The sequence below is a fragment of the Alicyclobacillus acidocaldarius subsp. acidocaldarius Tc-4-1 genome (assembly GCF_000219875.1).
GTDB classification, from domain to species: Bacteria; Bacillota; Bacilli; order Alicyclobacillales; family Alicyclobacillaceae; genus Alicyclobacillus; species Alicyclobacillus acidocaldarius_A.
The window spans coordinates 2,945,297-2,963,130 of record NC_017167.1; the positions used below are offsets into that span (position 1 = coordinate 2,945,297).

Here is a 17,834-nt window from a genome sequence, read left to right on the forward strand (position 1 = left end):
AAACCGCGTTCCGGAAGGTCCAGAACGCGTCTGAAAGGCGCGGAAGACTTTAGTCCTCCTCGTCTTCCTCGTCTTCCTCGACTTCCTCGTCTTCGTCGAACAGCGGCGCATCGTCGTATTCGTCTTCTGGGAGGATCTCGTCCTCGTCTTCCACGACCTCGACGTCGTCGAAGTCGGGCTCCTCGTCCATCGCCTCGACCTCGCCGTAGTCGAGCTCGTCGTCCTCGAGGACGTCCTCCTCCTCGTACTCTTCTTCGTCGTCCTCCTCATCGCCAAACGCGTCACCCGTCTTGCGGATGAACTTCTTCCCACCGGACAGGCGCTCGGCGTTGCGATCCGTCGGATACCAACGATTCAACCCCCACACATTGTGACCAATACAGACGAACCGGCCATCGACGTTGATCTCTGTGAATACCCGCGCAATGACCTCCGCCACCTGCTCGTCGGTCATGTGGCGAAGTTCCTGGATTTCCTTCATGATATCGCGGAAGTACATGGGCTCTTTTCGAGCTTTCAAGATCTCGTACACGAGCTCCACGAGAGGCATTTCCTGTATCTCGTGTTCCGTTCGTGCCAATGAGATGGCCATCTTGGAATCTTCCCTTCCAGCTCGGGATAGGCCGGTGGCCAACTTCGACCCATGAACACAGCTCGAATGACCGGCTTACATGTTATCTAAGTTTAGCACATGACGCAAAGAGTCCAAACGACATTTTTGCGGCATTGAAACCGCAAAAAGCGAAGGGCGCCAGTCGCGCATGTGCGCAACCAGCGCCGACCGACATGCTCAACCGAGTTGGCTCGTCGTGCTGGCGAGCCAGCTCACCATATCTCCGACACGCACGGCTCAGTCCTCGTGGAACCTGGCCTGGCGCTTCTCCTTGAACGCCGCCATCCCCTCGCGCGCGTCCCCCGAGGCAAAGCACAGGCCGAACTGCGCCGCCTCGTACGCCTGCGCGCGTGCCGAATCCTGCCCAAATCCGTGGTGAGCCGACCGCTTGATGGCCGCCATGGCGGCGCTCGACTGGCTCGCCAGTTTCCTCGCGAGATCCATGCCCCTCGCCTGGAGCTCGTCAGGCGCCACCACTTCGTTCACGAGCCCGTACTCCAACGCCTTCTCGACCGGGATCCGCTCCCCGAGAAGCATCATCGAGAGCGCGCGCGCAAACCCGATGGCGCGCGGCAACCGATACGTCCCGCCGAAACTCGGGTTGACCCCGAGCGTCACCTCGGGCAGCCCGACGACGGCCCCCGCGGCCGCAATCCGAAAGTCGCACGCGAGCGCGAGCTCAAGTCCCCCGCCAAACGCCCCGCCGTGAATCAGCGCCACGACGGGAATGGGCAGCTGTTCGATGGCCTGGAACACGCGCTGCCCCAGGCGCGCCATGCTCTCCGCCTCCACGGCGCTCATGTGCTGCATCTGGCCGATGTCCGCGCCCGCGCAGAACACTCGGCCCTCGCCGCGAATGACGAGAACGCGGACGTCCTGGAGATCCAACATCGCTAGATGTGCTCCGATTTCGGACAACACTTCTCGGGAAAGCGCGTTCAAAGCCTGCGGGCGATTGAGCGTCAAAACCGCCACATGATCCTCCACGCGATACGTGGTGAACGTCTCTGTCAAATCCCTCACTCCATTCGTTTAAGCTGCGACTCGCGCACGAGCGGCATCACGCCGGCCGGATTTGAACGCCCGCGCCGGTCAACCGCTCGTGTAGCGCCTTGGCGAGCTCTACGGCGTGCGGGCCATCGCCGTGAAGGCAGACGGTGTCCGCCGCCACCTCAACCCACTCACCTGTCCGCGACCGAACACGCCCTTCGCGCACCATCGTCAGCACCTGCTCGCAGGCCTCGTCGAGATCGCGGATCACCGCGTCCGGGTGCCGTCTCGGCGTCAACTGGCCGTCCGCCTCGTACCGCCTGTCCGCGAACACTTCGCAACAGGCACAAAGCCCCACGGCCTCCGCCTGCGCCGCGAGCTCGCTGCGGTAGGGGGCGTACACTTTGAGCGACGGATCGAACTCGGCGACGGCCCGGCAGACGGCCCGCGCGACGGCGCGATCCACCGCGGCGCGGTTGTAGAGGGCGCCGTGCGGCTTCACGTGGTGAAGGCGGACGCCCTGGGACCGGGCGAACGCGGCGAGCGCGCCCAGTTGATACAACACGAACGCGTAAATCTCGTCCTCGTCAAGCGCCATCTCCCGTCGACCGAACCCCTGCAGATCCGGGTAGCCCGGATGCGCGCCGACGGCCACGCCCCGCGCTTTGGCCAGGGCGACCGATCGCGCCATGACGACGGGATCGCCCGCATGCATGCCGCACGCGAGGTTCGCGGACGTCACATAGGCCAGAATTTCGCCGTCGTTCGCCAGGCGGTAAGCGCCGAAGTCCTCGCCGAGATCCGCGTTGAGATCCACACAAGCCACGCTCAGTCCCCTCCTTCGCTGCCCCACGCCTGCTGTGCCCGCTCCGCGACGCACCGGAGCCACACGCGGGCAAGTCGGTCATGCACGCGCCGCAGCCTGAAGGCTTCCTCGAAACTCACTTCCACAAAGCGCACCGAACTTCCTGGTCGAAGATGCGCCAATTTGTCGAGATCGGCCGAGATGACCGTCGCAAACTTGGGATAACCGCCCGTGGTCTGGCACTCCCGCATGAGCACAATGGGGAGGCCGTCCGGCGGCACCTGGACGCTGCCCGGCACGACGGGCTCGCTCGCGAGCTGACGGGTGGGCGCGCGAAGCGGCTCGCCGTGAAGCCTGAGCCCCATGCGATCCGACCGTGGCGCCACCCGCCACGTGCGGTCGAAGAAAGCCCGCCGCGCACCTTCGTCGAACCAATCCGCCTGCTCGCCGCGCACCACGCGCAGGATGACGATCTCGTCCTCGATCTGATCCAGCCACTCGCCGACCTGGAACGGCGCGACGGCCGCGCGGGGAGCAATGGCGCGGAAACCCGAGGGCGGCGTCGCAGCCCCAGACTGATAGGCCAACTCGTCTCCCGCAGCGAGGACCTTGCCAACACCGTAGCGGGGCAGCGCGCTCCTGCTGCCGAGCGCCTCTTCCGCGAGAAAGCCGCCGCGGATGGCCAAATAGCCGCGAAAACCGCGCCGCACCTGTCGAATCTCGAGTATCGCGCCGCCTCCGAGCCAGACCGGGCGCTGCACGGGCAGTGGCTCGCCATCCACATACGCCAGGAAGTCCGCTCCACAGAGCGCCACGGCGGCCGGCGCCTCAAAGAGCAGCTTCGGACCCGCGCCAGTCACCTCGATCACCGCGACGTCCTCGCCATTTCCCACTAGACGGTTGGCCGCGCGGAACGACAACACGTCGAGTGCACCCCCAAGCGGCACACCCAGGTGGCGGTGATGCGGGCGCCCGCCGTCCTGTATGGTCGTAAAGAGCCCCGGCGCCAACACGCGCACGCGCGCGATACCTGGCTCATGTGTACGCGCCAAAGCGGTCATGGTATTCCTCCTCCGTCACCGCTTGAAACCGCACCTCATCGCCTGGCGCAAGAAGGCTCGGCGAAGGACGGCGCACGTCGAACAGCGCGACCGGCGTGCGGCCGATGATCTGCCAACCCCCAGGCGTCGCGAACGAATACACTCCCGTCTGAAAGCCCGCAATCCCGACCGATCCCCGTTCCACCCGGCTTCGGGGCGTCTCGCGGCGCGGCACGTGGAGCGGTTCCGGCAAGCCGATGAGATAGGCGAACCCCGGCGCAAAGCCGATCATGGCCACGCGGTAGACCGCCTCCTGGTGCAGCCGGATCACGTCCTGCGGCGAAAGTCCGGCGCGTTCAGCCACCTCGTCGAGGTCCGGGCCGGAGGGACCGCCGTAGACCACGGGCAGCGTGACGACAGCGCCCGGCCTCGTCGAAGCCACGGGCGCGCCCCCTGACCCCTGAATCGCGCGGCGGGCGCGCGCCAGCAAGTCTTCGGGTGCCACGTCTTCGAAGCGCGCGTAAACTGCGACGGATCGGTAGCCGATGGTGATGTCTTCAATTCCATCTGCGCCTTCGAGCTCTCGCAAAAGCGCCGCTCGCAAAGACAGAAGCCTGTCGAGCGCCTCGCCCGTCTCGATAGGAACGTCCTCCGGCAAGCGCAGGAGAAGCGCCTGATCGCCCATGAACTCCAGTCGCACATTGTCTTCGATCACGGCCGATTCCCACGCCTTCCGCGATGATTTACACTCATTGTATCGAATCTTCGCGCCTTGTTCCGCGCAAAGGAGGTTGGCCATGCAGAGCGGGGGAGAGCCGCGCGTGACCGTGGTGCTCGCCGTGTACAACCGTGCGCGCGAACTGCCGCTGGCCATCGCCAGCGTGTTCGCCCAGACCATGCCGGCGTGGGAATTGCTCGTGGTCGACGATGGCTCGGCGGACGACTCGCTCGCAATTGCCCGGCGCTACCTTTCGGACCCTCGCGTGCGCGTGCTGGCGCTCGGCGAAAACGTGGGGCTGGGCAACGCGCTGCAGGCGGCCCTGCCGCACGTGCGTACGCCGTACTTCGTGACTCTAGACAGCGACGACTGGCTCGCGCCGACGGCCCTCGCCGACTTGATGGCCGCCATGGACGCAGGACCCGCAGATGCGGTGCTGGCGTCGGCCAACGCGCAGCACTGGCGAGAGGACCGCGGCCGCCTGGTGCGCGATCACGTCCTGCGCGGACGTCCATTTTCGGACAAGTTCGACTTCTTTCGCTACGGGCCGTATCTCGTTCCGCGCTTTTACCGCACGGAGGCCGTCCTGCGCGTCGGAGGTTTTGAGCGCGACCCGCACGGCCAAGGCCGCTTCTACGAGGACAAGCTCATCCTCCTCAAGCTCGCCGCCATCGGCCGATTCCTGCACGTGGATCGCCTGCTGTACCACGTCCGCCTGCACGCGGCGAATCTCACGCGGCCCGAGGAGCGGGCGCGACTCAACGCCATCAAGAAGGCGATGTACGAGCGGATCATGCGCGAATGGGGAGATCCGTACGAGATTGTGTGGGCAACGCATCCGGAGGGATGGCTGGACGTAGCCGATCTCGTCCCTCGCACGTCCGCCGGCGCTCAAGATCGGCGGACCCACTGAAAGACGAGATCGACCGACTGCTCCACGCGGTCTGCGTAGATCAGGTCGAACAACACGTGCGCTCGGCCGCCTGCCTCGCCCACCGACACCTCGACGGACCGCGTCTCGGCGCGGACCGGCAGCTCCTTCCCGTAGGCGTGAAGGACGAGGTCCTGCGATTTGCCGGCGGCGAAGACCTGCGTGAGCGAAACCTCGCCGCGGCGCACCATGAGGACGCGATCGCGCTCCATGCGCACGGCGTACGTCGCCTCGCCGTCCTGGAACGAGAGAAGGTGGCCACCCTTGGTCTGAAGCCAACGGGCGTCCTTTGCCTCGCCGCGGGTGGTTTGATACCGCGCCCGCCCGCCTTCATTCATGCGCGCGCGCCGGCGCCAGGTAACGTGGCAGCCCCAGGACACGCCTTCCTGCGGTTCCAACCAAGCCCTCACGGGCCTCACCGCACAAACGCGAGCAGGGCCTCGCGCACGATTTTCGCCGCGAGGATCTGCGTCTGCTCCGTCGGATCGATCTGAGGCGCCACCTCGACGAGATCGAAGCCGACGACGCGCAGAGCCTTCATGTACGTGATGGCGCGGAACGCCTCGGGCGCAAAGATGCCGCCGTGCTCCGCCGTGCCCGTGCCCGGAGCCGTGGCCGGATCGAACACGTCGATGTCCCAGGTGATGTACACCGGCTTCCCGTGCAACTCCGGCAGCACGGCGAGGAGCGGTTCGGCGAGCTCAAACGGCGCGAAGTGAGTGTGCTCGCGCGCCCAGCGGAACTCCTCGCGCGTGCCGCTGCGGATGCCGAACTGGTACACGCGATCCGGCCCGATGAGATCGCACACCTTCTTAATGACGGTGGCGTGAGAGAGCGGTTCGCCCTCGTAGTGATCGCGCAGATCGGTGTGTGCGTCGATGTGGATGACGCGCAGATCCGGGTAGCGCTCCGCCGCCGCGCGGATGGATCCCCACGAGACCAGGTGCTCACCGCCGAGGCCTATCGGCAGCTTGTCCGCGGCGTAGAGCGCCGACACGTACTGATAGATACGTTCCAGGCTCTCCTCCGGATTGCCGAACGGAAGCGGAATGTCCCCCGCGTCAAAATAGGCGATCTCGCTCAGGTCGCGATCGAGATACGGGCTGTACTCCTCGAGCCCGAGGCTCACTTCGCGGATGCGAGCGGGACCTAAGCGCGCCCCGGCCCGAAACGACACGGTCCAGTCCATGGGCATGCCGTAGATGACCGCCTTGGCGGCGGCGAAATCCTCCGTGGCGCCGATGAACACATTGCCGCTGTAGGCGAGCGGAAAAGGCTTCTCCACATCAAACGAGAACGTCATTCGCCGACGAGCTCCTTCACAAAGTTCGGCAGGACGAGCGACGCGTGGTGGATGTCGCGGTTGTAATACTTCGTGTCGTGCACCCGCACCTCGCGGACGTCTTGCGGGCGATACTTCTTGCTGCCGAGCGTGAAGCTCCACATGCCCGTCGGATACGTGGGCACGTACGCGAGGTACAGCTTCACGATGGGGAACGTCGCCCGCACGTCGCCGTACACCTGGCGGATGAGGTCCTGGTTGATGAACGGCGACTCGGTCTGCGCCGCCATGAGTCCGTCCTCCTTCAGCGCTCGGAACACGGACTCATAGAACGGGCGCTGGAAGAGCCCGACCGCTGGCCCCACCGGATCCGTGGAATCGATGAGGATGACGTCGAACTCGTTCGGATGCTCCTCCACGTAGCGGATGCCGTCCACAATCTGCACGTCGACGCGCGGATCCGAGAGGCCCGAGGCAATGTGCGGGAAGTATTTCTTGGATGCCTCCACCACGCGCCCGTCGATCTCGGCGAGCACCGCGCGCTCGACGGACGGGTGCTTGATGACCTCGCGGATGATGCCGCCGTCGCCTCCGCCCACGACAAGCACGCTCTTCGGATTCGGATGCGTGTTGAGCGGCACGTGCGCTAGCATCTCGTGGTACACAAACTCGTCCTTGTCCGTCGTCATGATGCAGCCGTCGAGCACGAGCAGATTGCCGTACTGGACCGTCTTGTACACGTCGAGCTGTTGGTACTCCGTCTTCTCGCTGTGAATGGTCTTCTCTATCCGCAAGCCAATCGTCAGGTTGTCGTTCTGAAGCTCGGTAAACCACAGATTGGTCTGTGCCACGCTCATCCATCCTTTCTCGGGCGGTATTATATCAAACTCGCCAAAAAGGCCCGAGGACAAGCGTACCCAATTCGACTCAGCGAATCCAGTTGGAGTGGCGGGTCACGGGCGCGCTGATCCATGAGAGCCCCTGTCTGCCCCCCAATGCGCGAACGAGGCAGCCCTGCCGCAGGGCTGCCTCGACCACCGGGACCTATCACCCATTCAATCGATGGGATACCCGCCTTGTTCCACCACTGTGCGCGCCAACTTGCGCCGTTTCGCGATCCCGTCCGGATCGCGCAGTCCCGTGAGATTGCGGATGGCGTCGAGCGCCCGCTCCCGCACACCCGCGTGATTGCCAATGGCGGCGAAGAGCGCGACCGCAGCCTGTACCGCCGCCTGGATCTCGTCGTCCACCGCGACGCTGGCCAGCGCGGCATGCACCTCGGCCTGTGCCCCAGACGCCGCCTTTTCCGCGCGCGCCAGCGCGCTCTCCGCGGCGTAGAGCGAAATGGCGAGATCGGCCAAATGCATCGCGACCTCTTGTTCTGCGTCGAGCCTGCCCGCGAACCGATCCGCCACCAGGGCGCAGCCGGCGAGGTACAGCGCGCGCATCTGCTCGATGGCCGCGCGCTCGTGGGCCGTCTGGCCACCGCCCACCTGCAGCGGCTTGCCCAGCGCGTCCACCGCCGCGGACAAGCGGGAGACCATCTCGGGTTGACGGCTCACGCGGCGCAGGAAGTGCGTCGGGATAAGCAGTCGGTTGATCTCGTTTGTTCCCTCGAAGATGCGCTGAATGCGCGCGTCGCGGAGCATCCGCTCGACGTGATATTCGCGAATGTAGCCGTATCCACCGTGGATCTGCACCGCCTCGTCGGCGGCCTTCCACAGCGTCTCGGAACCGTGCACCTTGCAGATGGCACACTCGATGGCGTGCTCGCGCAGCCGCGCTTCCTTCTCGCGCGTTGGCAGGTCGCCGTAGAGCGGCGCCAGCGCATCTTCGAGCATCGCCGCGGTTCGGTAGACGAGCGATTCGGCCGCGTAAATCCGCGCCGCCACGGACGCGAGCTTCGCCTGTGTCGAGGGAAACTCGGCGATGGCCCGGCCGAACTGGCGCCGTTCCGCCGCGTAGCGCGCCGCCACCGCCAGCGCCCGCTTCGCACCGCCCACGTTGCCCGCGCCCAGATTGAACCGGCCGAGATTCAACACGCCAAGCGCCACCGCGTGCCCTCGGCCCACTTCGCCAATCACGTTTTCCGCCGGCACCGGGCACTCGTCGAAGATCACCTGGCGCGTGGACGATCCGTGAATCCCCATCTTCTTTTCCTCGGGCCCCAGGGAAATGCCCGGGAACGATTTCTCCACGAGGAACGCGGTAAAATGTTCGCCATCGATCTTCGCGTACACGACGAACGTGTCCGCAAACCCCGCGTTCGTGATGAACTGTTTCGTTCCCGAAATGAGGTAGTGCGTGCCGTCTTCACGGAGCCGCGCCACCGTCTTCGCCGCGAGCGCGTCCGATCCGGCCGTGGGCTCGGTCAGGCAGTAGGCGCCGAGATATTCCCCGCTCGCCATCTTCGGCAGCACGCGCTGCTTAACGGCCTCACTGGCGAAGTACGTGATGGGCAGCGTCGCGATGCAGGTGTGGTTGGAGTGCGCCACACCGTACGCACCCGTCATGCCGACCACCTCGCCCACGATGCCCATGGAAATCTTGTCGAGCCCAAGGCCCCCGTACGCCTCCGGCACGCTGTGCGCGAGAAGGCCGAGATCGCCCGCCCGCTTCAAAAGCTGGACCACGAGGTCGAAATCCTCGGCCTCGATAGCATCCTGTTGAGGCCAGACCTCCCGCTCCACGAAGTCGCGCGCGGTTTTCCGAATCATGCGGTGCTCTTCGGTAAACTCCTCCGGCGTGTAGACGTCCGCCGGATCGGCCGAGTGCACCAAAAATTCCCCGCCTGGCACCTGAACCTGTTCCATCGTCGAATCTCCCTTCTCGATCGCGGCGCGAATTGCCCTGGATATCACGACACGGACACGATGACCTTGCCGACCGTCTGCCGCCCGCCGAGCGCGTCCATCGCGGAAATCACGTCCTCAAAGGGGTACACATGCCGCACCAGCGGACGAATGCGCCCCGCCTCATAAAGCTGGATGAGCTCCTCGTGCATCTCCCGGACCACGTCCGGATACAGGCGGTGAAACAGCCCCCAGTGCACACCCACGAGGCTGTAGTTCTTGACGAGCGCGTGGTTCATGGGTGCCTGCGGGATGCGCCCGCTCGCAAACCCAATGACGATCAGCCGCCCCTCGAACGCGATGCACCTGCGCGACTGGTCGAACACGTCTCCGCCCACCGGATCGAAGATCACGTCCGCGCCGCGGCCTGATGTGAACGCTTTCACCGCATCCACAAAATCTCCGCTGCGGTAGTCGACGGCCTCGTCCGCGCCAAGCTGGCGGCACGTCTCCACCTTTTCCGGCCCGCCCGCCGTCGCGATGACGCGCGCGCCTGCGGCTTTGCCGAGTTGAATCGCCGCCGATCCGACCCCGCCCGCACCCGCATGCACCAACAAGACCTCGCCGGCTTGGATCCGCGCCAGGCGATGGAGCGCGTAATACGCCGTGTGATAGGTGACAAACATCGCGGCGGCCTCCGCCGGAGTCGCTCCCTCAGGCACGCGGTGCACCTGCGCGAGCGGCACCACCACCTGCTCCGCCAGGCCGCCGTGCGGCAGCTGCGGCAGGGCAATGACGCGATCGCCCGCCTGAAACGCCGAGCCCGGTGCCACCTCCTCGATCACCCCGCACACCTCGACGCCGGGCGTGAAGGGCAGAGGCGGCTTCTCCTGATACTGCCCCTGGCAGACCAGCAGGTCCAGAAAGTTGAGCGCCGCCGCTTCGACGCGGATGCGCGCGCTCGCGGGCTGCATCGCGGGATTAGGAATCTCTTCAAGGCGCAGCACATCGCGGTGGTGCCCCAATTCTCGCACGACCCACGCTTTCACGGCTCCTCCTCCTTTCGAATGTGAAACGAAAGTTCAAAAAAGAAACAAACGAACGACCCCTCTCCTCTCTCTTCAAGTGTACGTGACCTCACTCTCTGTCGCAAGCATCCGCTTTCACGCATACGGGACTTGGCATATTTTTCTTGACCCTGTCCACACTACCGATATGCCCATCTTCATGACGTGTCCGGAGGTCGCGAGCCATGCCGAAACCGTTCCTTTCTGACGCCGATTCCCCGATTCCGCGCCGCGCACGGCGTTCCTTCGCCCGAGTCGCCGGCATGGCCTTTGGCGCCGCGTTTGGCGCCGGATTCATCGGCACTTCGCTCGTGCTCGTGAGCCTCAAACTGCTTCCTCTTCCGTCGACCGCAGACACCGCGCCGACCGAGCTGACGAGCGCGGACGGCCGCCCCATCGCGCTCTGGTCCCCAGCCGGACAAGCGCGCTCCATCCTGCCGCTCGGCGCCTTCCCTCGCTGGCTCGTCCAGGCCACGCTTGCCACGGAAGACGCCAATTTCTACCGCGATCACGCCATCAGCGTGCGCTCCACGCTCCGCGCCGTGGCGGTGAACGTGCGCCATGGCGAGATCGTCCAGGGCGGCTCCACCATCACGCAGCAACTCGCGAAAAACCTGTACCTCACCCAGGATCGCACGCTCGGCCGCAAGCTGCGCGAAGCCATGCTCGCCCTGCAGCTCGAGTTGCACGAGCCGAAGGACTGGATTCTGGACCGATACCTCAACGTCGTCTACTACGGGCACGGCGCGTACGGGGCCCCCGCGGCAAGCGAACTCTACTTTGGCAAACCCGTTCAATCGCTCGATCTCGCCGAGAGCGCCCTGCTCGCCGGCCTGCCCAAGGGCCCGACGCTGTACTCGCCGCTCGATCACCCCGAGCGCGCCAAGGCTCGCCAAAAGGTGGTGCTGGAGCGCATGGTGCAGACGGGTTACATCACCCAGGCCGAGGCCGACGCCGCGTACGCCGAGCCCTTGCACATCGCGCGCCACCAGCCGCCCACGCTTCAGGCGCCGTACTTCACCGACGTGGCGTTCCACGAGGCCAAGCGCATGGCCCGGCTCACGGACGGCGATCTCGACGCGGGCTACGTCCGCATTCACACGACGCTGGATCCGCTGCTGCAAAAGGCGGCGGAGCGCGCCATTCAGTCGACGCTGCCAAAGGGGAGCGAGCTCCAAGCCGCGCTCGTCGCCCTGGATCCGCAAACCGGCGCCATCCGCGCGCTGGTCGGCGGCCGAGACTACCGCGAGAGCCCGTACAACCGCGCGCTCGGCAAGCGGCAGCCGGGATCGACGTTCAAGGCGTTCGTCTACGGTGCTGCGCTCATGCGCGGTTGGACGCCCGCGCGCGAGGTGGACTCCAAGCTTACCACGTTCATCTACGGCCCGTCTCCCAAGGACGAGTACACGGTACACGACTACGGCGACATCTACGCCGGCCGCCCACTCACGCTGCGGGAAGCCATCGCCCGGTCAGACAACGTGTACGCCGTGCAGACGGAGCTCGCCATCGGAGCCCAAAACGTCGTGGATTTCGCCAAGAAGCTCGGGATTCAAGAGGAGATGAAGCCTTATCCCTCCCTTGCCCTCGGCGTGTTTCCCGTCACCCCGGTGGAATTGGCCGCAGCCTACGCGGCCTTCGCCAACGGCGGCTACAGGGTCACGCCACACACCGTCGAATCCGTCGACACGCCGTACGGCCGCACGGTCCATCCGCTCGAGAAGGCCCGCGTGATCTCGCCTGAGCTCGCGTTTCAGATGACCGATCTCATGCAAAGCGTGCTAGCACCCGGCGGAACGGGATATGGCGCTCGGCCGTACCTGCACGCCCCGGCCGCGGCGAAGACCGGGACAACGGATACAGACGCCTGGATGGTGGGTTACACGCCCCGGCTGGTGGTCGCGGTGTGGGTGGGTTACGACTCGGGCCGGCCGCTCACGGTGCAGGAGTCTCACCTCGCTGCGCCTATCTGGGGGAAGTTCATGGGGACGGCGCAGGCGCACCTGCCCGGGCCGTGGTACACGCCGCCGTCCGATCTCGAGGCCGTCCGGATCGACCCGCTGTCCGGCGCACTCGCTACGCCGCAGTGCGGCGCCGCGGAGACAGACTACTTCCTGCCTGGAACCGCCCCCACGGCCACGTGCCCGCTTCATCGGCCTCCGGTCGTGCCCGAACCCGCGCCGAGCCGATGGTGGAACTGGCTGCGGCGGCTCTTCTAGCCCCGCTATGGCCAACGCGTTCCGCGATGCCGCTCGAGCGCGGGCAACGCACGCTCCGGCGCGGAATCTTGCGACAAGTCGACCGCGGCCTGTGGTACAATGGCGGAGAGTAATCCATGGGGGCGTGAACGAGTGGAAGAGCGTCTGTCGAGACGAGTCAGAACCATCCGGCCGTCGGCGACCATGAGCGTCGACAGCAAGACCAAGCAACTCATCGCCAAGGGCCAGCCGGTGATCAACATGAGCGTCGGCGAACCGGACTTTCAAACACCGGTCCCCGCCGCCTTCGCGGGCATCCGCGCCATCACCAACGGGCAGACCCGCTACACCGAGGCCGCAGGCACACTGGCCCTGCGCAAGGCCATCGCGCATAAGCTTCAGGTCGAAAACGGCCTTCACTACGCGCCGGAGCAAATCGTGGTCTCGAACGGCGCGAAACACACGCTGTACAACATCTTCGTGACCATCCTCGACGAAGGGGACGAGGTGATTCTCCCCGCGCCGTACTGGACCTCGTATCCGGAGCAGATCCGCGTGGCGGGCGGAAAGCCCGTCGTGATCGAATGTGGGCCCGAGACGGGGTTCAAGCTCACGCCAGACCAACTCACTGCGGCCATCACGCCGCGCACGAAGGCGGTCCTGCTGAACAACCCGTGCAACCCCACCGGGTCCGTGTACCACGAGGAAGAGTTGAAAGCGCTCGGCGAAGTCCTCCGCCAGCACGACATCTACGTCGTCCTCGACGAGATTTACGAGCGCCTGGTCTACGGCGTGCATCACGTCAGCCTCGTGGCCGTCTGCCCCGATTTGTACGATCGCGCCCTCGTCGTGAACGGCTTTTCGAAGGCGTTCGCGATGACGGGGTGGCGCCTCGGCTACGTGGCCGCGCCGCTCGATCTCGCCAAGGCCATGGCGAGCTTCCAAAGCCACTCCACGGGCAGCCCGGCGACCATGTCGCAGATTGCGGGCGAAACGGCGCTTGCGCACTTCGATCCAGGCGTGATCGACGTGTTCCGCCGCCGACGTGATTCGCTCGTGGCGGGGCTCAACAGCCTCGAGGGCGTGCGCTGCCTCATGCCCGAAGGCGCGTTTTACGCGTTCCCCGATATCCGCGGCGTTTTCGGACGCCGCTATGAGGGCCAGGCCATCGAATCGAGCGCCGACTACTGCGAGCTGTTACTGGAGCACGCGCTCGTCGCGAGCGTGCCTGGCGAGGCGTTCGGTGCGCCGGGCTACGTCCGCTTCTCGTATGCGGTGCGCGATGAGGACGTGATCGAAGCCGTGAATCGCATGCGCGAATTTCACAGCAAGCTCACGAATTAAGTTGCCCATGACGCGAGGGCCCCGGCGCTTCGGGGCCCTCCGCTTGTGTCGGCCTCACTGCGGTTCACTCGAGGCGCCCGGATGCGCGGGATGGATCTCCCCATGCGCATCGAGGATTTGGTGATCTTCTTGTACCTCGATGAGGCCCGCGTTGTGCAACGCCTGCAACACTTCGAAGAGACTGTCGCGCTTGTCCTCCGGCAGGGATCGCACCAATTGATTGATGTCCTGCGCAGGGGCTAGTTGCACGAAGTGCACCCCGCCGTACTTGGCGTACAAGTCGCGCCTGTACGTCATCCGCTCCCCTCCTCGCTGTCCGCCAACAAGCGTATTGTCCTCCGAAGCCGCCGAGCCTATGCCACTTGGGCGCATGCCCCGCACGGCCCTCAGGCGATTGTCATACGCTTTAGGAGCAGGCTGGGGAAGCGAGGTGGACTGTGATGAATGCCAAGCCCCAGAAGGCCGAGCGCATCCCCGGCGTCGCGCTCGCGAAGGCGCAGGCGTCGCGCCCTGCGAATGGGCGGGGAACGCGAAGAGCCGCCGCGCGATCCGGCGGGCGGAACAGCGCCCCCGCACAGTCGAAGGCAGGCAGCAAGGCGCCTGCCCCTTCACAGCTCCTGACGCCCAAGAACATGCAGGACACGCTGAAGACGGTCGGTAACCTGCGAAACATGGTGAAAAACTGGCTGAACTATCTCCAGCAGGCCGACAAGATGCTGGATACCTTCTACGTGACGACCGGGGCCCTGAAGGAGAGCGGCGTGCTCGACAAGCTGATCAAGTTCAAGGGCCGCAACTTGACGACCGAAGATTTCACCAACATTCTCGCCGCGCTCTTGTCATCGCCCCTGGCCGAGGGATTCCTCAAGGGATCGGGCGGCAACAGCGGCAACAGCGGCGAGAGCGCATCGGCGCATGAGACGGCCGGATCTGCGCAAAGCGCGCAGTCCCAGCCGAGCGCACCCAATGCGGCGCCCATGCAGCAGCCGCCCCAAGCCCAACAGGCGCCAGGGCCCGCGTATGCGCCGCCGGCCTACGCGCCGTACGCCGCACCCATGCAGCCGTACGCAGCGCCGCAGCCGATGTACGGAGCGCCGCCACCGTATCCGTATTATGGACCGCCGCCCGCGCCTGTGCCGCCTCCGACAAGGCCCGCCACCGGGACGGACGGCGGTCGCGCGACCAACTGAACCCCGCGTCACAAGCCGCCTGGCCATTCACCCGGGCGGCTTCTTGTTCCTCTTCACGAAATTCGCGCATGTCCGAATCATCCCACACGCATGCCTCTGCGGTACAATGGAGACAGGATGAAGCCGTTCGGGGAGGCGTTATGGCCGTGCGCAACCGGTGGACCTCCTGGTTCACGAGGTACTTCAGTTTTGCCGTGAACATCGCCCTGACCGTGTATCTTCTCTTTTTCCCAGGCCCGGGCCCGCTTTGGATTCGCGTGCGCGATCACGCCTGGATGGTGGCCCTGTTGTGGCTCGTGAACCGCCGCTCCATCTACCGCGCGTTTCCGCAGCTCGTCGGTATTCGAGACGAGCCGGCTTCGGACTCGCGCGCAGGCCGGCCATGAGCCGCCCCAATTAAACGAGCCGCAGACGTAAAATCCCCCCAAACACGGCAAAAGGGCTGGTCCCTCGCCGCATCGGCGGGGATCAGCCCTCTTCTCGTTTCAGTCCTTCGTCTGCTTGGGAACGAACTTCTTAATTTCCTTCAGCGTCTTCTCGTCGACGGGCGGCCCATACTTTTTCACGATCTCGTCGACGTTCGTCGTCGGGCCGTTCTTCGTCGCGTCCGTGTACGCCTTCACAAACTGCTTGAACCGGCTCTCGGGCACGGGCAGGCCGAGCTTGTTCGCGAAGTTTTTCGCCAGCGACTCGACCTGGTTTGGATCCCGCCACGACTCCGGCGGAACGTTCTTGACGTCTTCGAGGATCTCAAAGATGGCCTTCCGCTTTCCGGCCAAGTTTTGCTTCAACACGTCGAGCGATCCCGCCGGCGGCTGCTGCGCTGCGACCGAAAGCGGTGGCTGATCCACCGGCGCCGCCGCCTGCTGCGGCCGCTTGGCCTTCGCCTGTGGCTTGCGCCCCTTCTTTCCGGATGAAGCCGCCATGGTTGCACCCTCCTCCTCGCATTGCCCCTACCGGAGCCTCTCCTCAGGGTATGCGAGCCGAAGAAAGGGTGTCTCGATTCACGCCGCCCAAAATGGCGCTGGCGGCGTACCTACGACTGCCTCACCTCGGGGCTTCGCAGCCGAATGTCGATGGCGGCGGCGAGAATCGCCGCGAGCACCATCAGCGCGGCGCCGATGGCGCCCCACCACTCGCGATGCGCCGCACACACGAGAAGCGCAAATCCTGTCATGAGCATCAGGCTCAGGCCGACAAACGCCACCACAAACATGTGAAGGACCTTGCGCACCACCTTCACGAGCCTTCCCTCCGCGTGCTTGGTGACAGCATCATACCAAGGGATGGGCGAAACGAAAACAGGTCAACCTCCGATGCGGGACATCTCCACTTTCGGCTTTCTCGCCGTCGCCTCGCTCCGCAGTTCCGAATATCGGTCCTGGCGCTTGCGCCACACATCCGCGACAAACGCCCCCATCTCCTCCTCCGACGCGCCGCGATCGAACAGCGGCCGAAGCGAGACGCCGCGCGCGCCAAACAAGCACGTGAAGAGCTCCCCTGCCGCCGTCACACGGAGCCTCGTGCAAAATCGACAAAACGGCCGGGAAACCGAGTGGATCACGCCAATCTCGCCCTGACCGTCCCGGTACCGGTACCGCGTCGCCACCTCGCCTTCGCGCCGCGGAGGCAGCGGCTCGAGCGGATACCGCGCCCCAATCCAGGCGAGGATCTCGTCCGCCGTCACCACGTCCTCCATGCGCCAGCCGTTGGTCGTCCCGACATCCATATATTCAATGAAGCGCACAATCACGCCTGTCCCTCGGAACCGCTCGGCGATGGCCACCACCTCGTCCTCGTTCCACCCGCGGCGGACCACCACGTTCACCTTCACCGGCGAAAGCCCCGCCTCCGCGGCGGCCTCGATGGCCGCGAGAACCCGGTGGACCGGAAACTGGACGCCGTTCATCCGCGCCGCCACGTCCGGGCGCAGGGCGTCGAGGCTCACCGTGACTCGCGTCAGCCCCGCCTTCTTCAGCGCCATCGCCTTCTCGCGCGTGAGCAAACTGCCGTTCGTCGTCATGGCAATCTCGTGGAGCCCGGGCACGGCAGCCACCTTTTCGACGATCTCGACGACCTCCCGGCGCAGAAGCGGCTCGCCGCCCGTCAACCGCACCTTCTCCAGCCCAAGCGGCACGAGCGCCCGCACCAGCTTCGCAATTTCGTCCGGCGACATGAGCGCATCAGGGCGCAAAAACGGATAATTCGGCCCGAACACGTCACTCGGCATGCAGTACGGACAGCGAAAGTTGCATCGATCCGTGAGCGACACGCGAAGATCCCGAAGCGGCCGCCCAAGCCTATCCGTCAGCGCCTCTTCCCCCGTCGCCATGGTGCATCCCCCATTTCTCGCACACCTTCAGTGTATCACGCGCGTCCCTCCGGTCCATCATTCCCCCAAAGCCACCTTTGCGCTACACTGGGGGCGTAAGATTTGCCGAGGAGGCACAGAGATGAACGTTGCCCTCATTGCGCACGACAACAAGAAGGACGACATGGTGAACCTGGCCATCGCGTATCAGAACATACTGAAGCACCACAACCTGTTCGCCACCGGCACGACCGGCCGCCGCATCCGGGAAGCCACGGGCCTCGAGGTCCATTGCTTTCAGTCCGGCCCGTACGGCGGAGACCAGCAAATCGGCGCCATGGTCGCGAACGACGAGATGGATCTCGTCATCTTCCTGCGCGACCCACTCACCGCCCAGCCGCACGATCCCGACATCACCGCGCTCCTGCGGATCTGCGACGTGCACAACGTGCCGCTTGCGACGAACCTAGCCGCGGCGGAGATCCTCGTCCGCGCCATTGAACACGGGCTGGCGGAGTTTCGACCGCGGGATCGCAAGCGTTAAAGGCCGGTC

Annotated in this window: 20 protein-coding genes; 6 read left to right on the forward strand and 14 right to left on the reverse strand. The window is 65.3% G+C overall.

The features are described 5' to 3' along the window. Window positions 1-49: 49 nt before the first annotated feature. From rpoE to pxpB, 5 genes are all read right to left on the reverse strand, one after another. Complete coding sequence (rpoE, locus tag TC41_RS14470; RefSeq protein WP_237699970.1) at window positions 50-550, reverse strand: DNA-directed RNA polymerase subunit delta; 501 nt, start codon at window positions 548-550, stop codon at window positions 50-52. A gap of 300 nt (window positions 551-850) precedes the next feature. Continuing rightward, a complete protein-coding gene (locus TC41_RS14475; protein ID WP_014465810.1) occupies window positions 851-1,636 on the reverse strand; it encodes an enoyl-CoA hydratase/isomerase family protein in 786 nt (261 codons plus the stop codon). Between the two features lie 37 nt (window positions 1,637-1,673). Beyond that, window positions 1,674-2,429: a LamB/YcsF family protein gene (locus TC41_RS14480; RefSeq protein WP_041695529.1), complete on the reverse strand. Its 756-nt coding sequence runs from the start codon at window positions 2,427-2,429 to the stop codon at window positions 1,674-1,676. A 2-nt stretch (window positions 2,430-2,431) separates the two neighbouring features. Continuing rightward, a complete protein-coding gene (locus TC41_RS14485; protein ID WP_014465812.1) occupies window positions 2,432-3,469 on the reverse strand; it encodes a 5-oxoprolinase subunit C family protein in 1,038 nt (345 codons plus the stop codon). Continuing rightward, window positions 3,444-4,163 (reverse strand): 5-oxoprolinase subunit PxpB, encoded by a 720-nt coding sequence (gene pxpB, locus TC41_RS14490; RefSeq protein ID WP_041695960.1) that lies wholly within the window; start codon window positions 4,161-4,163, stop codon window positions 3,444-3,446. The genes TC41_RS14485 and pxpB overlap by 26 nt, the downstream gene beginning before the upstream one ends. 82 nt (window positions 4,164-4,245) lie before the next feature. On the opposite strand from pxpB, the gene TC41_RS14495 reads away from it, so the two are divergent. Continuing rightward, on the forward strand, window positions 4,246-5,079 hold the full coding sequence (locus TC41_RS14495) for a glycosyltransferase family 2 protein (protein ID WP_014465814.1): 834 nt from the start codon (window positions 4,246-4,248) through the stop codon (window positions 5,077-5,079). Here TC41_RS14495 and TC41_RS14500 read toward each other — a convergent pair. From TC41_RS14500 to TC41_RS14520, 5 genes are all read right to left on the reverse strand, one after another. Further along, window positions 5,058-5,495 carry a DUF1934 domain-containing protein gene (locus TC41_RS14500; protein WP_237699971.1) on the reverse strand — a complete coding sequence of 146 codons (438 nt, stop codon included), beginning with the start codon at window positions 5,493-5,495 and terminating at the stop codon, window positions 5,058-5,060. The two genes, TC41_RS14495 and TC41_RS14500, sit on opposite strands and share 22 nt — an antisense overlap. 17 nt (window positions 5,496-5,512) lie before the next feature. Then, on the reverse strand, window positions 5,513-6,400 hold the full coding sequence (gene speB / locus TC41_RS14505) for an agmatinase (protein ID WP_014465816.1): 888 nt from the start codon (window positions 6,398-6,400) through the stop codon (window positions 5,513-5,515). Then, window positions 6,397-7,236, reverse strand: a complete 840-nt coding sequence (speE, locus tag TC41_RS14510) for a polyamine aminopropyltransferase (protein WP_014465817.1) — start codon at window positions 7,234-7,236, stop codon at window positions 6,397-6,399. Before speE ends, speB begins: the two co-directional genes overlap by 4 nt. 198 nt (window positions 7,237-7,434) lie before the next feature. Then, entirely contained in the window at window positions 7,435-9,192 is a 1,758-nt protein-coding gene (locus TC41_RS14515) for an acyl-CoA dehydrogenase family protein (RefSeq protein WP_014465818.1), read from the reverse strand. Between the two features lie 44 nt (window positions 9,193-9,236). Then, entirely contained in the window at window positions 9,237-10,220 is a 984-nt protein-coding gene (locus TC41_RS14520) for an NADPH:quinone oxidoreductase family protein (RefSeq protein WP_014465819.1), read from the reverse strand. 203 nt (window positions 10,221-10,423) lie between these two features. On the opposite strand from TC41_RS14520, the gene TC41_RS14525 reads away from it, so the two are divergent. Both TC41_RS14525 and TC41_RS14530 read left to right on the forward strand, forming a co-directional pair. Beyond that, the gene (locus TC41_RS14525) at window positions 10,424-12,457 is read left to right on the forward strand and encodes a transglycosylase domain-containing protein (RefSeq protein WP_041695531.1); all 2,034 of its coding nucleotides are present in this window, start codon (window positions 10,424-10,426) and stop codon (window positions 12,455-12,457) included. A gap of 132 nt (window positions 12,458-12,589) precedes the next feature. Continuing rightward, a complete protein-coding gene (locus tag TC41_RS14530; protein ID WP_041695532.1) occupies window positions 12,590-13,780 on the forward strand; it encodes a pyridoxal phosphate-dependent aminotransferase in 1,191 nt (396 codons plus the stop codon). Between the two features lie 54 nt (window positions 13,781-13,834). Here TC41_RS14530 and TC41_RS14535 read toward each other — a convergent pair whose 3' ends face one another. Further along, complete coding sequence (locus TC41_RS14535) at window positions 13,835-14,077, reverse strand: hypothetical protein (protein WP_014465822.1); 243 nt, start codon at window positions 14,075-14,077, stop codon at window positions 13,835-13,837. Between the two features lie 143 nt (window positions 14,078-14,220). Here TC41_RS14535 and TC41_RS14540 point away from each other — a divergent pair, with 143 nt between their 5' ends. Both TC41_RS14540 and TC41_RS14545 read left to right on the forward strand, forming a co-directional pair. After that, window positions 14,221-14,970 (forward strand): hypothetical protein, encoded by a 750-nt coding sequence (locus TC41_RS14540; protein ID WP_014465823.1) that lies wholly within the window; start codon window positions 14,221-14,223, stop codon window positions 14,968-14,970. 140 nt (window positions 14,971-15,110) lie between these two features. Then, window positions 15,111-15,356 (forward strand): hypothetical protein, encoded by a 246-nt coding sequence (locus TC41_RS14545; RefSeq protein ID WP_014465824.1) that lies wholly within the window; start codon window positions 15,111-15,113, stop codon window positions 15,354-15,356. A 99-nt stretch (window positions 15,357-15,455) separates the two neighbouring features. On the opposite strand, the gene TC41_RS14550 is transcribed toward TC41_RS14545, so the two are convergent. From TC41_RS14550 to moaA, 3 genes are all read right to left on the reverse strand, one after another. Beyond that, complete coding sequence (locus TC41_RS14550) at window positions 15,456-15,896, reverse strand: hypothetical protein (protein WP_012812009.1); 441 nt, start codon at window positions 15,894-15,896, stop codon at window positions 15,456-15,458. Between the two features lie 110 nt (window positions 15,897-16,006). Beyond that, on the reverse strand, window positions 16,007-16,213 hold the full coding sequence (locus TC41_RS14555; RefSeq protein WP_014465825.1) for a hypothetical protein: 207 nt from the start codon (window positions 16,211-16,213) through the stop codon (window positions 16,007-16,009). 63 nt (window positions 16,214-16,276) lie between these two features. Continuing rightward, a complete protein-coding gene (gene moaA / locus TC41_RS14560) occupies window positions 16,277-17,302 on the reverse strand; it encodes a GTP 3',8-cyclase MoaA (protein WP_014465826.1) in 1,026 nt (341 codons plus the stop codon). 121 nt (window positions 17,303-17,423) lie between these two features. Here moaA and TC41_RS14565 point away from each other — a divergent pair, with 121 nt between their 5' ends. Next, on the forward strand, window positions 17,424-17,825 hold the full coding sequence (locus tag TC41_RS14565) for a methylglyoxal synthase (RefSeq protein WP_014465827.1): 402 nt from the start codon (window positions 17,424-17,426) through the stop codon (window positions 17,823-17,825). Window positions 17,826-17,834: the final 9 nt, after the last annotated feature.

Coding starts and splice junctions, on each gene's coding strand:
- TC41_RS14495 (WP_014465814.1), top strand. CDS start 4,246: ATGCAGAGCGGGGGAGAGCCGCGCGTGACCGTGGTGCTCGCCGTGTAC.
- TC41_RS14550 (WP_012812009.1), bottom strand. CDS start 15,896: ATGGCGGCTTCATCCGGAAAGAAGGGGCGCAAGCCACAGGCGAAGGCC.
- speE (WP_014465817.1), bottom strand. CDS start 7,236: ATGAGCGTGGCACAGACCAATCTGTGGTTTACCGAGCTTCAGAACGAC.
- TC41_RS14540 (WP_014465823.1), top strand. CDS start 14,221: ATGAATGCCAAGCCCCAGAAGGCCGAGCGCATCCCCGGCGTCGCGCTC.
- TC41_RS14485 (WP_014465812.1), bottom strand. CDS start 3,469: ATGACCGCTTTGGCGCGTACACATGAGCCAGGTATCGCGCGCGTGCGC.
- TC41_RS14545 (WP_014465824.1), top strand. CDS start 15,111: ATGGCCGTGCGCAACCGGTGGACCTCCTGGTTCACGAGGTACTTCAGT.
- rpoE (WP_237699970.1), bottom strand. CDS start 550: ATGCCTCTCGTGGAGCTCGTGTACGAGATCTTGAAAGCTCGAAAAGAG.
- TC41_RS14515 (WP_014465818.1), bottom strand. CDS start 9,192: ATGGAACAGGTTCAGGTGCCAGGCGGGGAATTTTTGGTGCACTCGGCC.
- moaA (WP_014465826.1), bottom strand. CDS start 17,302: ATGGCGACGGGGGAAGAGGCGCTGACGGATAGGCTTGGGCGGCCGCTT.
- speB (WP_014465816.1), bottom strand. CDS start 6,400: ATGACGTTCTCGTTTGATGTGGAGAAGCCTTTTCCGCTCGCCTACAGC.
- TC41_RS14525 (WP_041695531.1), top strand. CDS start 10,424: ATGCCGAAACCGTTCCTTTCTGACGCCGATTCCCCGATTCCGCGCCGC.
- TC41_RS14535 (WP_014465822.1), bottom strand. CDS start 14,077: ATGACGTACAGGCGCGACTTGTACGCCAAGTACGGCGGGGTGCACTTC.
- TC41_RS14565 (WP_014465827.1), top strand. CDS start 17,424: ATGAACGTTGCCCTCATTGCGCACGACAACAAGAAGGACGACATGGTG.